Source organism: Zoogloea sp. LCSB751, assembly GCF_002028455.1.
Classification (GTDB): domain Bacteria; phylum Pseudomonadota; class Gammaproteobacteria; order Burkholderiales; family Rhodocyclaceae; genus Zoogloea.
In genome coordinates, this window is sequence record NZ_MWUM01000022.1 from 79,820 (window position 1) to 91,598 (window position 11,779).

Annotated in this window: 11 protein-coding genes and 1 pseudogene; 4 read left to right on the forward strand and 8 right to left on the reverse strand. The window is 67.3% G+C overall.

Going from position 1 to position 11,779, the window contains the following annotated elements:
• Positions 1–30 precede the first annotated feature (30 nt).
• The 8 genes from B4920_RS20115 to B4920_RS20150 form a co-directional block, all read right to left on the reverse strand.
• The gene (locus B4920_RS20115; protein ID WP_079436467.1) at positions 31–1,104 is read right to left on the reverse strand and encodes an RnfABCDGE type electron transport complex subunit D; all 1,074 of its coding nucleotides are present in this window, start codon (positions 1,102–1,104) and stop codon (positions 31–33) included.
• Entirely contained in the window at positions 1,101–2,621 is a 1,521-nt protein-coding gene (gene rsxC, locus B4920_RS20120) for an electron transport complex subunit RsxC (protein WP_079436468.1), read from the reverse strand. Before rsxC ends, B4920_RS20115 begins: the two co-directional genes overlap by 4 nt.
• A gap of 10 nt (positions 2,622–2,631) precedes the next feature.
• Positions 2,632–3,165, reverse strand: coding sequence for an RnfABCDGE type electron transport complex subunit B (locus B4920_RS20125; RefSeq protein ID WP_173862686.1), 534 nt, complete (start codon positions 3,163–3,165; stop codon positions 2,632–2,634).
• Between the two features lie 28 nt (positions 3,166–3,193).
• Positions 3,194–3,775, reverse strand: coding sequence for an electron transport complex subunit RsxA (gene rsxA, locus B4920_RS20130; RefSeq protein ID WP_079436470.1), 582 nt, complete (start codon positions 3,773–3,775; stop codon positions 3,194–3,196).
• Positions 3,776–3,790: 15 nt separating this feature from the next.
• The gene (locus B4920_RS20135; RefSeq protein WP_079436471.1) at positions 3,791–4,312 is read right to left on the reverse strand and encodes a SoxR reducing system RseC family protein; all 522 of its coding nucleotides are present in this window, start codon (positions 4,310–4,312) and stop codon (positions 3,791–3,793) included.
• Positions 4,313–4,343: 31 nt separating this feature from the next.
• The gene (locus tag B4920_RS20140; protein WP_079436472.1) at positions 4,344–5,030 is read right to left on the reverse strand and encodes an electron transport complex subunit E; all 687 of its coding nucleotides are present in this window, start codon (positions 5,028–5,030) and stop codon (positions 4,344–4,346) included.
• Position 5,031: 1 nt separating this feature from the next.
• Positions 5,032–5,670 (reverse strand): electron transport complex subunit RsxG, encoded by a 639-nt coding sequence (gene rsxG / locus B4920_RS20145; protein WP_079436473.1) that lies wholly within the window; start codon positions 5,668–5,670, stop codon positions 5,032–5,034.
• 254 nt (positions 5,671–5,924) lie between these two features.
• The gene (locus B4920_RS20150; protein WP_079436474.1) at positions 5,925–7,730 is read right to left on the reverse strand and encodes a PAS domain S-box protein; all 1,806 of its coding nucleotides are present in this window, start codon (positions 7,728–7,730) and stop codon (positions 5,925–5,927) included.
• Positions 7,731–7,914: 184 nt separating this feature from the next.
• Between B4920_RS20150 and B4920_RS20155 the strand changes: the two genes are divergently transcribed.
• From B4920_RS20155 to B4920_RS20170, 4 genes and pseudogenes are all read left to right on the forward strand, one after another.
• Positions 7,915–9,486, forward strand: a complete 1,572-nt coding sequence (locus tag B4920_RS20155) for an ATP-binding protein (protein ID WP_079436475.1) — start codon at positions 7,915–7,917, stop codon at positions 9,484–9,486.
• Positions 9,470–10,147, forward strand: a complete 678-nt coding sequence (locus tag B4920_RS20160; RefSeq protein ID WP_079436476.1) for a response regulator — start codon at positions 9,470–9,472, stop codon at positions 10,145–10,147. Before B4920_RS20155 ends, B4920_RS20160 begins: the two co-directional genes overlap by 17 nt.
• 98 nt (positions 10,148–10,245) lie before the next feature.
• On the forward strand, positions 10,246–11,376 hold the full coding sequence (locus B4920_RS20165) for an aminomethyltransferase family protein (protein ID WP_079436477.1): 1,131 nt from the start codon (positions 10,246–10,248) through the stop codon (positions 11,374–11,376).
• A gap of 100 nt (positions 11,377–11,476) precedes the next feature.
• Positions 11,477–11,779: pseudogene (locus B4920_RS20170) on the forward strand (formyltetrahydrofolate deformylase); the annotation flags it as partial.

Genomic DNA, 11,779 nt, shown 5'->3' on the forward strand with positions numbered 1-11,779 from the left:
GGTGTTCGGAGGAAGCCCGGCATGGCTGACTCAGTCCGCAACCTGCAGCGGCAGCCCCTTGCGGTTGCGGCCGTAGATGCGGGGGCGGAAGTGGTTGTCGATGATCGGCGTCAGCGCGTTCATCAGCATCACCGCGAAAGCCACCCCTTCCGGATAGCCGGCCCAGGTGCGGATTACGTAGGTCAGCAGGCCACAGCCGAAACCGAACACGAAGCGGCCCGCCGGCGAATTGGGCGAGGTGACGTAGTCGGTGGCGATGAAGAAGGCACCGAGCATCACGCCACCGGACATCAGATGGGTCTGGGCGTCGAGGAAATGGGCCGGATCGTAGGCGTTCAGCGCAACGGCGGGCAGTGCGACACCGAGCAGCATGGCCACCGGAATGTGCCAGCTGATGATGCGCTTGATGATCAGCATCAGGCCGCCGGCGATGATCAGCCAGGCCGCCGTCTCGCCCATGCTGCCGGCGCGCTCGCCGATCATCGACAGGGCCGGGGCGTGGGCCGCCGACTGCAGCAGATCGACGCCACGGGACATTTCGGTCTTCGAGAAGCCCAGCGTGGTGGCGCTGGTCATCGCGTCGAAAGCCGCCGGGATACCCTTGAAGAGAATCACCAGCCCATCCAGCGGGCCCGGCGAGCCCTCGGCGAAGAGCGGCGCGGCGCCGACCCAGGAGGTCATCTGCACGGGGAAGGAGATCAGCAGCGCAACGCGGGCCACCATCGCCGGGTTGAAGAGGTTCTGGCCGAGGCCGCCGAAGGCGTGCTTGCCGAGGACGATGCCGAACAGGCCGCCGAAGGCGCCGATCCACCAGGGCGCCCACGGCGGCAGGGACACCGCCAGCAGCCAGCCGGTGAGGATCGCCGAGCCGTCGGTGAGCGCCTTGCTGGCCTGGCGGTCCATGGCACGCAGGAAGAAGGCTTCGCCGAGCATCGCCGAGGCGATGGTGATCAGCCACAGGTAGATCGACGGCCAGCCGTACAGCCAGAAGCCATACAGCGTGGACGGGGCCAGCGCGACCATCACGGTCGCCATGATGCGGCCGGGATTGTTGGAGGTGGTGGTGTACGGTGCGGCGACCGGACTGCCGAGGTTCTCGTTCATACCGTTTCTCCTTGAGCCTGACCGCTATCCTTGGCCGGCGCCTTGGCTGCGGCCGCCTTGGCCGCCGCAGCGGCATCCTTCTCGGCCTTGCGGCGCGCGGCGGCTTCGGCCTTTTCCTGTTTCTCCCGTTCGATGCGCGCGCTGCGGGCTTCGGCCAGGCGCTTGGTGGCATCGGTGCGCAGCTTGACGCGCTCGGCGGCCATCAGCTCGCCCTTGGCGTAGCTGAAGTACTGCACCAGCGGGATGTGCGACGGACACACATAAGCGCAGCAACCGCAGGAGATGCAGTCGCCGAGGGCATAGCCCTCCGCCCCCTCGAAGTCCTCGACGCGGATGTGCGCCGCCATCTCCATCGGCAGCAGGCCCATCGGGCAGGCGTCGGCACAGGTGCCGCAGCGGATGCACGGGCCGGCTTCCGGCGTGGCCGCTTCGGCGGCGTTGAAGGCCAGGATGCCGGAGGCGCCCTTGACCAGCGGGATGCGGTCGTGGGCCAGCGGCGTGCCCATCATCGGTCCGCCGAGGATCAGGCGGGCCGGGTCGCCCTTCAGGCCGACGAAGGCCAGCAGGTCGGCGACCAGCGTGCCGAGCGGCGCGTAGATGTTGCCCGGCGTGGCGATCGCCCCACCGTTGAGGGTGACGATGCGCTCCACCAGCGGCTGGCCGAGGCGCACCGCCTTATGCACGGCGGCGCAGGTGGATACGTTGTGGACCAGCACGCCGACTTCCGCCGCGCGGGCGTTGGACGGCACTTCCTTGCCGGTAAGGGTCTGGATCAGCTGCTTGTCGGAGCCCATCGGGTAGCGGGTCGGCACCGGGCAGATCTTCACTTCGGAGAAGGACGCGGCGGCCTTGCGCATCGCGGCGATGGCCTCCGGCTTGTTGTCCTCGATGCCGACCAGCGCCTCTTTGGCGCCGATGGCATGCATGACGAGGCGGACGCCATCGACGACCTGGTCGGCGAAGTCGCGCATGATGCGGTCGTCGCTGGACAGGTAGGGCTCGCACTCGCCGCCGTTGACGATCAGGGTTTCCACCTTGAGGCGCTTGCCGAGTGCGAACTTGACCGCCGACGGGAAGGTCGCGCCGCCCAAGCCGACGACGCCGGCCGCGGCCGCCTTGCGGGCGATCTCTTCCGGGGCCAGTGCGAAAGGATCGGCAACCTGCTCGGTGTCGATCCAGCGGTCCTGGCCGTCGGACTCGATGGTGATGGCGCGGAAGGGCAGGCCCGAGGCGTGCGGCGCGGTCACGTCGCCGATGGCGAACACGGTGCCCGATACCGGCGCATGGATCGGCGCCGAAATGTTGCCCTGGGCATCCGCCAGCAGCTGGCCCTTGAGCACCTGCTGACCGACCACCACAATGGGGCGCGCGGCACCGCCGACGTGCTGGCTCAGCGGCATGTAGACGCGCTCGGGCGTCGGCAGGATGCGCAGGGGGACATCGGCGGCCGGACGCTTGTGGTCATCCGGGTGTACGCCCCAGCTGGGCTCTTTGAAGAAGCGGTCGAGGAATCCCATGATGGCGTACTCAGCTGGCGGAAGAAGCGGGTTGCGGCCAGACCCAGTGCTGCAGGGTCACCGGAATGGGCATCAGGCTCAGCGCCTCGGTGGGGCACACATTGACGCACGACGAGCAGCCCGTGCAGGCCTCGCGGATCACGTTGTGCACCTGCTTGGCGGCACCGATGATGGCGTCGGTCGGGCAGACCTTCAGGCAGCGGCTGCAACCGATGCAGATCTCCTCGGTCACGTCGGCGATCTGCGGGCCGGAATCCACCACCGCGGAAAGGTCCACCTTGATACCCAGCTTGGCCGCCAGGGCTTCGGCCGTCGCCTTGCCGCCCGGCGGACACAGGGTGACCTGCGCCTCGCCCTTGGCCAGCGCAGCGGCGGCCTGGGCACAGCCCACGTAGCCGCACTGGCCGCACTGGGAACCCGGCAGCATGGCCTGGATCTCGGCTTCGAGCGGGTTCTCCTCGACCGCCAGGTAGCGCGACGCTGCACCGAGCATGCTGCCCAGGGCGAGACCCATCAAGGAAAGACTTCCGACTGATACCAACATGATGATCGTCCTCGTTTCTGGTTTCTGATTAGCTCGCGGCGATGCCCGAGAACCCCATGAAAGCCATGGCCAGCATCCCGGCCACGATGAAGGCGATCGGCGGGCCGGCGAACAGGCGCGGCACCTGGACCAGCGCCAGGCGCTCGCGCAGGCCGGCGAAGATCACCATCACCAGGCTGTAGCCGAGGGACGACGCGAAGGCGAACAGGGTCGCGTTGATGAAGCTCATGTGGCCTTCAACCAGCAGCAGGGCGACGCCCAGCACCGCACAGTTGGTGGTGATCAGCGGCAGGTAGATGCCGAGCATCTGGAACAGCTCGGGCGAGACCTTCTTGATCGTCATCTCGGTGAATTGCACCGCCGAGGCGATCACCAGGATGAAGGTCACGGTGCGCAGGAAACCCAGCCCGTAGGCGTCGAGCAGGTAGGTCTGCACGGCCCAGTCGGCCATCGACGAGACGGTGATCACGAAGGTTGTCGCGAAGCCCATCCCCGCGGCGGTGTCGATGCGCGTGGTCACCCCCATGAAGGAGCACAGCCCGAGGAAGCGGGCGAGGATCACGTTATTGACCAGCGCCGCGCTGATCATGATCATGGCAAATTCTTTCATGGTCTTGTCCCAAGTCTATTTGCAGGTTTCATCGGGGCGGGCCCGACGCAGAAAACGGGGGGTCGCCTCGCCGCGCACGGCCAGACGGTGGGCGCCGATGCGCGCCACGAGCAGCCCGAAGGCCAGGCCCGCGGCCATGCCGAGCATGGACAGCGGATCGCTTTCATAAGCCGACTGCGCAAACGCGCCACCACCCAGGGCCGCCACCAGCGGAAAGCCGTAAGCCAACGCGGCGGCCTTCAGCAGCGTGCTGTTGTGGACGCCGACCACGATCCGCTCGCCCTCGCGCAGCTCGCCGGGCCCCGGCGGGTTGTCGAGGCGGAAGCGGCGGGACTGGAGGCGGCTGGCGACCGAGCCGATACCGGCCGCGCCGTGGCTCCCGCAACTGGCGCTGGAGGCGCAGCTGCCACAGCTGGTGGTCTGCTCCGGCTCGAGCCAGGCCCAGCCCGGCTCGACGCGGACGACGCGGGCGATGCCCTCCACCATGGAGGTGCTGGAGTCCTGGCTCATGCTGACGATCTCGCGGGTGGCGTTCATGATCGGGATGAATGCTTGGCGCTGTAGCGACTCAGACCGCGTGGGCGCCGGCCATCTGAATTTCCTTGCCGGCCCGCAGGTCGAGCACGCGCTTGACCACCACCAGCAGGCCGGTGACGATGAAGCCGCCCGGCGGCAGGATCATCATCAGCACGCCCATGTCGGCGGGCAGCAGGCGCATCTCGATGACCTTGAAGGAGTTGCCGAGCAGCAGCGAGGCGTCGGCGAACAGCGTGCCGGAGCCGATGATTTCCCGCACCGCGCCGATCACGGTCAGCGCGATGGTGAAGCCGAGGCCCATGAACAGGCCGTCGAGCAATGCCGGGAACGCGGGCTGCTTGGCGGCGAAGGCCTCCAGCCGGGCCAGCGGCAGACAGTTGGAGACGATCAGCGGGATGAACAGGCCGAGCACCTTGTAGAGCTCGTGCATCCAGGCGTTCATCGCCAGATCGACGAGGGTCACCATGGCGGCCACGATCAGGATGTAGACCGGGATCCGCACTTCGGTGGTGATCTGGTTGCGAAACACCGCCACCAGGTAGCTCGAGGCGGCCATCACGACGGCGGTGGCGAGCCCCATGCCGAAGCCGTTGGTGGCGCTGGTCGTCATGGCCATCGTCGGGCACATGCCGAGCAGCATGCTGAAGACCCCGTTGTTGTCCCACAGGCCATCCTTGACGATGGTGGAATACTGGTTCGAGTTTTCGGCGTTCGACATTTCAATTGCTCCCGGTCAGCGTGTCCTTGTTCGCGGCATAGAACTCCTGCCCGCGCCGTATGGCGGCCACCACGCCGCGCGGCGTGATCGTCGCGCCGGCGAACTGGTCGAAATCCCCACCATCCTTCTTGACCTTCCAGCGCTCGATGGACGGATTGCCCAGCGAGAGGCCGGTGAAGCGCTCGATCCACGGGCCCTTCTTCACCTCGATCTTGTCGCCCAGGCCCGGGGTTTCCTTGTGGGCCAGCACGCGCACGCCGAGCAGCTTGCCGCCGGCATCGATGCCCATCATCAGGCGGATCTCACCGGCGTAGCCGGTGCCGAAGATCTCGTAGGCCACGCCGGTCACCTGCTTGTCCTTGCGGGCGCGATAGACGGTGATCTCCTTGCCCTCTTCGTTCCTGACGGTGAGGGTGTCGAGGACCGGGTTGTTGTCGTGGATGTTGTCGGGCAGAACCTGGCTGAGGGAGTTCTGCTTGTCCTCGAGGGCGCGGGCGGCGATGTCGTCGAGGGTGACATCGTTGGTCAGCGCCATCACCAGACCGAAGCCGAGACAGAAGGCGAACAGGATCACCCCGTGGATGTAGGGTTTCGGCTTGACGGCGACCGGAGCAATCGGCGAATCGTGCGTGGCGTTCATGATCTGTCGAAATAAGGGGGTTTGCCCTGATTTAGCAGGTCTTGTGCCAATGGCTTGCGGAGGTGCCGGAAGGCCTGGAATTGCAGTGTTTTACAGTCTTTGCGGGGGTTTGGCGGATGGATGGCGGGCCAGGTTTTGTGGAGGAGACGCTACATGGCCCGGTTTGTCGCACGTATAAAGACAACAAACGACAAAGCCTTGTTTAATCGTCATTTTTACCCGCGGCATATATAAACAAGGCGTAAACAGCGGTCTTACACGGGGGCCTGGGCCCGCCGGGCGGCCTCGATCAGCATGGCCTGGGCGTCGGCGCAGGCGGCCTGGGCAGGCGCTTCGCCGACGCCCACGTCGAGGCCGATGGCGTGGCCGTCTATGCGCAGCGGATGCGCGAGCAGTTCGACCAGGGTGGCGGTCAGGCGCGCGCGCCCCTGCGGCGATGCCGGTGCCTCCGGCAATGCCCCCGCCCACGCCAGCACCGCCGGCCGGAAGTCGGAGATCAGCACGGCGAAGCCGCTGCCGTGGCGGGTCACGCAGTTGCAGTCGCTGTGCAGGACGCGCAGGCGCTTGCCGCTTTCCACCAGAACCCGCTCGGCCATCGCCGGGCCGTGCTCGGCGGCAATCCGCTCCAGGGACAGGATCGCCAGATGTACGACCATGAAGGGGTAGCCGGCGATGGTCGAATGGACAAACACGTGCTGCAGGCGGTCGAGGAACAGGCTGAAGCCGAGCAGGCCGGTGGCGTTGTCGAAGAACAGACGGCGGCGGGCTTCCTCCTGGGCTTCGCGGCTGCTGCTGACGTCGGTGATGAAACCCTCCAGGCCGAGGAACTCGCCGCGGCTGGAGTGAATGCCGCGCCCCTGCTCCCACACCCAGCGGGTCTGGCCGTCCCGGTCGACGATGCGGTAGCTGAGCTCGTAGCGCTCCCGCCGGGCCAGGCGCATCTGCACGTAGTTCCAGACGAAGTCCCGATCCTCGGGGTGGATCAGATCGGCAAAGCTGGCGGAGCGGTTGTCCACCAGTTCCAGCGGCGTGTAGCCGGTCAGCTCGAAACAGCCCTCGCTGACGAACTCCATCGTCCACTCCTTGTCGTTCTGCCCGCGATAGATCATCCCCGGCAGGTTGTCGAGCATGGTGTGCAGGCTGCGCCGCTGGGCGCGCAGGGCTTCCTCGCCGCGCCGCCGCTGGTCGATGTCGAGGAGCATGCCGGCGATGCCGGCCTCACCGCCGGCCGGCAGTTCCACCGGCCAGGCACGCAATTCCACCCAGCGCGGTCCGGATGTACGGGCCGCGAGCAGACGGACTTCAAGGGTCAGTCCATCCCGTTCGCCGGCCTGCAACTGACGCAGCCCCTTGGTCAGCGCGGCCCGATCTTCCACCGGGAAGAGTTGCAGGAATGGCGCGCCCAGACTGTCCGCCGCCGGTCGGCCGGTACTCCGCTCCCAGCGGGAATTCAGATAGGCCACATGCAGCTGGGCATCCAGCGCAAACAGGATCTCCCCGGCGCCGTGGACGAAGCGATTGCCCCAATGGCGGTCCGCACCGGCGCCATCGTCCTCGGGCAGGGAGAAATGCAGCAGCGCCATTGGCGAGCGGTCGGCGCGGAACAGGCTGACCCGTGCCGGCCAGGACACACCGTCGGCCCGCAGCAGGGTGATCACGCCATCGCAGGCCGGAGTGTCCGCCCCCAGCAGTTCGGCCAGGCGACCGTGGTGCTGGGGATGGACGATGTTGTCGAGGGGCATGCCGATCAGTTCGTCGCCGCGCTCCTCGAGGCCGAGGGCCTTGAGGAGCGCCCGGTTGGCGTGGGCAATGCGCCCGCTTTCGGCGAGCACCGCCGGCTGGCCGCTGTGCTGGGCGAACTGGCTGAGGGAAGGGTCCGCCAGCGCCGGGCCGTTGGGCCGGGCGGCGGCGAGGCGCCGGCCGCCGAAACACAGCGCCGTCCATGCCAACCCGGGGATCAGCGGCAGCATGGTGAGGACCGGGGCATGGCGACCGGCATCGCCGCAGACGATGACGGCCAGCACCGAAACCAGCAGCGTCGCAAATAGATAGAGGGTCATGGTTGGAGTCCGAGGGCGTGAGGTCCGCGCCCACACAGGGCGGCGTCCGCATCAAGCAGGATTCACTCCATCCCGTACCGCAAGGCACCGACAGCACACATACGGCCTCCGTTTCCCACAAGGCGCAAAAGTTGCTTAGAGAGAACAGCGCATCCACCGATGAGCCATTGCCAACGAAGCTTCCGTGCTGAAACGCTACCCGCTCCTGTCCCGCCTGAGCCTCATGCTGAGCTGTCTCGCCAGCCTGTGCGCGGCCTTGTTCCTCACCGCCGGGGCCGCTGGCCGCCTGGAGGAGGCCGCCCGCCTGGCCCCCGGCAGCCTGGCGGCCAGCCGTCTGGCAGGCATCCAGCTGATGGAGATCGTGTTGGCGCTGGCCTTCGTGACCGGCTGCCTGATCACCCTGCGGCTTGCCTACCGGACCCTGGCGCAACGCACCGACTGTGCGCTAGCCCGCCTGGCCGCGCACACGGGCGGTGCAGATGGGCCGGTCGGCGGCAGCGACGAAATCGACCGGCTCGTACGCGCGCTGGATGGCATATCGGCCCAACTGGCCTGTCGCCTGGCCGACAGCGAACGCCTGTCCCGCCACGCCCGTGAGCAAGAGCGCTTCGCCACCCGCTCGCTGGAGTTCATCTACCGGGCCTGTACCTGTCTGGCCGAGAACAACGCCAGTGCCCAGTGGCTGAGCGCCTTGCTCGAGGACATGGCCGACTGCCTGCGCGCCCGCAGCTGCTCGCTGGGCGTCCTCACGCCCCTCGCCGAGAGCCTCGGCGTACCGACCCGCCTGGGCGCACCGCGGGTCGCCGCGCTGCTCGATGAGTTCGATGCGGAAACGCTCGCCCGCAAGGGCGGTCTGCGCCGCCAGGTCAGCAAGCCCGATGGCGAGCTGATCGAACTGGCGGTGCCGGTACGCGACGCCGACGGGATCTATGGCGTCCTGGTGGTGGAGGCGCGCAGCGACGTGCTCTTCGAAAGCCGCCACAGCCGGCTGGTGGATGCGGTGGCCAGCCTGTTCGCCCTGTCCCTCGGCAGCCTGCAGCGCAACCAGCGCCGCCGCCGGCTGGCCGTGATGGACGAACGCAACGCGATCGCCGGTGAGCTGCACGACTCCCTGGCCCAGGCCTTGTCCTACATGAAGCTGCAGATTGCCCGCCTGCACCTGGAGATCGGGCGCAGTTGCGGCGGCTGCGCGCCGGGCGGCAGGGTCCAGGAGATCTCCGGCGACATCAAGACCGGCCTCGACAGTGCCTACCGCGATCTACGCGAACTGCTGTCGGCCTTCCGCACCAGCATGCCGCCCGGCGGCCTGCAGCAGGGCATCCGCGAAGTGGTGGAGGAGCTGTCGGCCCGCGCCGGCACCGAGATCGGCCTCGACTATCGGCTCGGCGACACGCTGCTGTCGGTCAACGAGGAATTCCACCTGCTGCAGATCGTCCGCGAAGCGCTGACCAACGTGATCCGCCACGCCCGCGCCGAGCATGCACTGATCCGCGTGGACTGCGAAGCCGGCGAAGTGGTCGTGCAGGTGGACGACGACGGCCGCGGCATTCCGGCCGACAGCGGCGGCGAAGGCCATCACGGCGTCTCGATCATGCATGACCGAGCCCGCCAACTGGCCGGCAGCCTGGCCCTCAAGCCCGGCACCGGCGGTCGCGGCACCCGCGTGGAGCTGCGCTTCCGCCCCCGGGCCGCCCCATCGCCCACATCCCCCCCATTCGCAACCGACAGGGACAACGCCCATGCACAGCCCCACTGACGATACGGCGCCGATCCGCCTGGTGGTCGTGGACGACCACGCCCTCTTCCGCAAGGGCATCGGCCAGCTGCTCTCGATGTACGGCGACCTCCACGTGGTCGCCGAAGCCGCGTCCGGCGCCGAAGGTATCGAGGCCGTCCTGACCCACCAGCCCGACGTGGCTCTGGTGGATCTGCACATGAAGGGCCTCGACGGCATCTCGGTGGTCCGCGCGCTGAAAACCGCCGGCTCCGCCACCCGGCTGGTGATGCTGACCGTGTCCGACTCCAGCTTCGACGTGATGGAAGCGCTCAAGGCCGGCGCCAGCGGCTATCTGCTGAAGGATATGGAGCCCGACGAGTTCTGCCTGAAGCTGCGCCAGGTGGCGGCCGGCGGCACCGTGCTGTCGGCCGAGGTGGGCAGCATTCTCGCCAAACCCCAGCCGCCTAGCCGCGAGAGCATCGACGCCGGCTGGGCCTCCCTCACCGCACGGGAGCAGGAAACGCTGGAACTGGTTTCCAAGGGCGCGTCGAACAAGATCGTCGCCCGCTCGCTGGGCATCGCCGAGAGCACCGTGAAGGTTCATGTAAAGCACGTGCTACAGAAGCTCAACCTGCGCAACCGCTTCGAAGCCGCCGTGTGGCTGCGCGAACTGCGCCAGGAGGAAGGCCGGCCGTCCTGAGCTCAGCCTTGAAGTAGTACCAGAGTAGTATTTCCGCGCGCCGGCCCGGCTGGCCTAATGAACTCAAGCTTCATCCCCTTTTCGACTAGGAGTTGCAGATGAGTTCATGGAGACTCTCGGTCCTCGCTGACCGCCACCGCGCCCTCGGTTCCAGCCTCGAAGACTGGAACGGCATGGGTACCGCCTGGACCTACCGGACCGATCTGGCCGACGAGCACGAGGCGATTCGCACCCGTGCCGGCCTGATGGATGTGTCCGGGCTCAAGAAGATGCACATCATCGGCCCCCACGCCGAGGCGCTGATCAACTTCGCCACCACCCGCAACGTCAGCAAGCTCTACCCGGGCAAGTCAGTCTATGCCTGCATGCTCAACGAGGCCGGCAAGTTCATCGACGACTGCGTGATCTACCGCAACGGCCCCAACGCCTTCATGGTGGTGCACGGTTCCGGCGCCGGCCACGAGATCCTCACCCGCGCAGCGGTCGGCCGCAACGTGGTGGTGCTGTTCGACGACGACCTCCACGACCTGTCCCTGCAAGGGCCGGTGGCCGTCGATTTTCTCGCCAAACACGTGCCGGGCATCCGCGAGCTGCCCTACTTCCACCACATGCAGACGACCCTCTTCGGCCGTCCGGTGATGCTGTCGCGCACCGGCTACACCGGCGAGCGCGGCTACGAGATCTTCTGCAAGGCCGCGGACGCCCCGCTGATCTGGGACACCATCGTCGCCGAAGGCAAGGAAATGGGCATCATGCCCTGCTCCTTCACTGCCCTCGACTGGCTGCGCGTGGAGAGCTACCTGCTGTTCTACCCCTACGACAACTCCGACATGTACCCGATGGACGGCGAGCCGATCGGCGACAGCCTGTGGGAACTGGGCCTGGACTTCACCGTGTCGCCGGGCAAGAAGGAATTCCGCGGCGCCGCCGAGCACTACCGGCTGCAGGGCAAGGAGCGCTTCAAGATCTTCGGCATCGAACTGGCCAGCAAGCAGGCCGCCCAGGCCGGCGATGCCCTGTACGACGGTGACACCAAGGTGGGCTTCGTCACCTGTGGCATGTACTCGCGACTGGTGGAGCGTTCGATGGCCATCGTCCGCCTCGACCCGGCCTACGCCGTCGCCGGCCGCAAGCTGCAGCTGCGCGGCGCCAGCTTCGAATGCAGCGCGACCACCCACACGCTGCCCTTCGACGACCCGGACAAGACCAAGCGCACCGCCAAGGGCTGAGCCCGGGTATCTCCGTGGGGGCGAATTCATTCGCCCCCACGGCGCCGCTAGATGCAGCCCCCGATGGCCCGCCAGAGGCCGAGCAAAAGGAAAACCGCCCATGAGCACCCCCACCCGACGTTACACCCTGTCCCTGTCCTGCCCTGACAAGGTCGGCATCGTCGCCGCCGTCAGCGCCTTTCTTGCCAAGAACCACGGCTGGATCACCGAGGCCAGCCACCACGCCGATCCGGAAGCCCTGCGCTTCTTCATGCGCCAGGAGATCCTGGCCGACTCCCTGCCCTTCGGCATCGACACCCTGCGCGACAAGTTCGCCCCCATCGCCGCCGAGTTCGGCATGGACTGGCGCATCTCCGACAGCGCCCGCAAAAAACGCGTCGTGATCCTCGTCTCAAAGCAAGAA

Bases quoted from the DNA above. Each gene is read 5' to 3' on its own strand.
- B4920_RS20115 (WP_079436467.1), bottom strand. From the start codon at position 1,104: ATGAACGAGAACCTCGGCAGTCCGGTCGCCGCACCGTACACCACCACC.
- rsxC (WP_079436468.1), bottom strand. From the start codon at position 2,621: ATGGGATTCCTCGACCGCTTCTTCAAAGAGCCCAGCTGGGGCGTACAC.
- B4920_RS20125 (WP_173862686.1), bottom strand. From the start codon at position 3,165: ATGTTGGTATCAGTCGGAAGTCTTTCCTTGATGGGTCTCGCCCTGGGC.
- rsxA (WP_079436470.1), bottom strand. From the start codon at position 3,775: ATGAAAGAATTTGCCATGATCATGATCAGCGCGGCGCTGGTCAATAAC.
- B4920_RS20135 (WP_079436471.1), bottom strand. From the start codon at position 4,312: ATGAACGCCACCCGCGAGATCGTCAGCATGAGCCAGGACTCCAGCACC.
- B4920_RS20140 (WP_079436472.1), bottom strand. From the start codon at position 5,030: ATGTCGAACGCCGAAAACTCGAACCAGTATTCCACCATCGTCAAGGAT.
- rsxG (WP_079436473.1), bottom strand. From the start codon at position 5,670: ATGAACGCCACGCACGATTCGCCGATTGCTCCGGTCGCCGTCAAGCCG.
- B4920_RS20150 (WP_079436474.1), bottom strand. From the start codon at position 7,730: ATGACCCTCTATCTATTTGCGACGCTGCTGGTTTCGGTGCTGGCCGTC.
- B4920_RS20160 (WP_079436476.1), top strand. From the start codon at position 9,470: ATGCACAGCCCCACTGACGATACGGCGCCGATCCGCCTGGTGGTCGTG.
- B4920_RS20165 (WP_079436477.1), top strand. From the start codon at position 10,246: ATGAGTTCATGGAGACTCTCGGTCCTCGCTGACCGCCACCGCGCCCTC.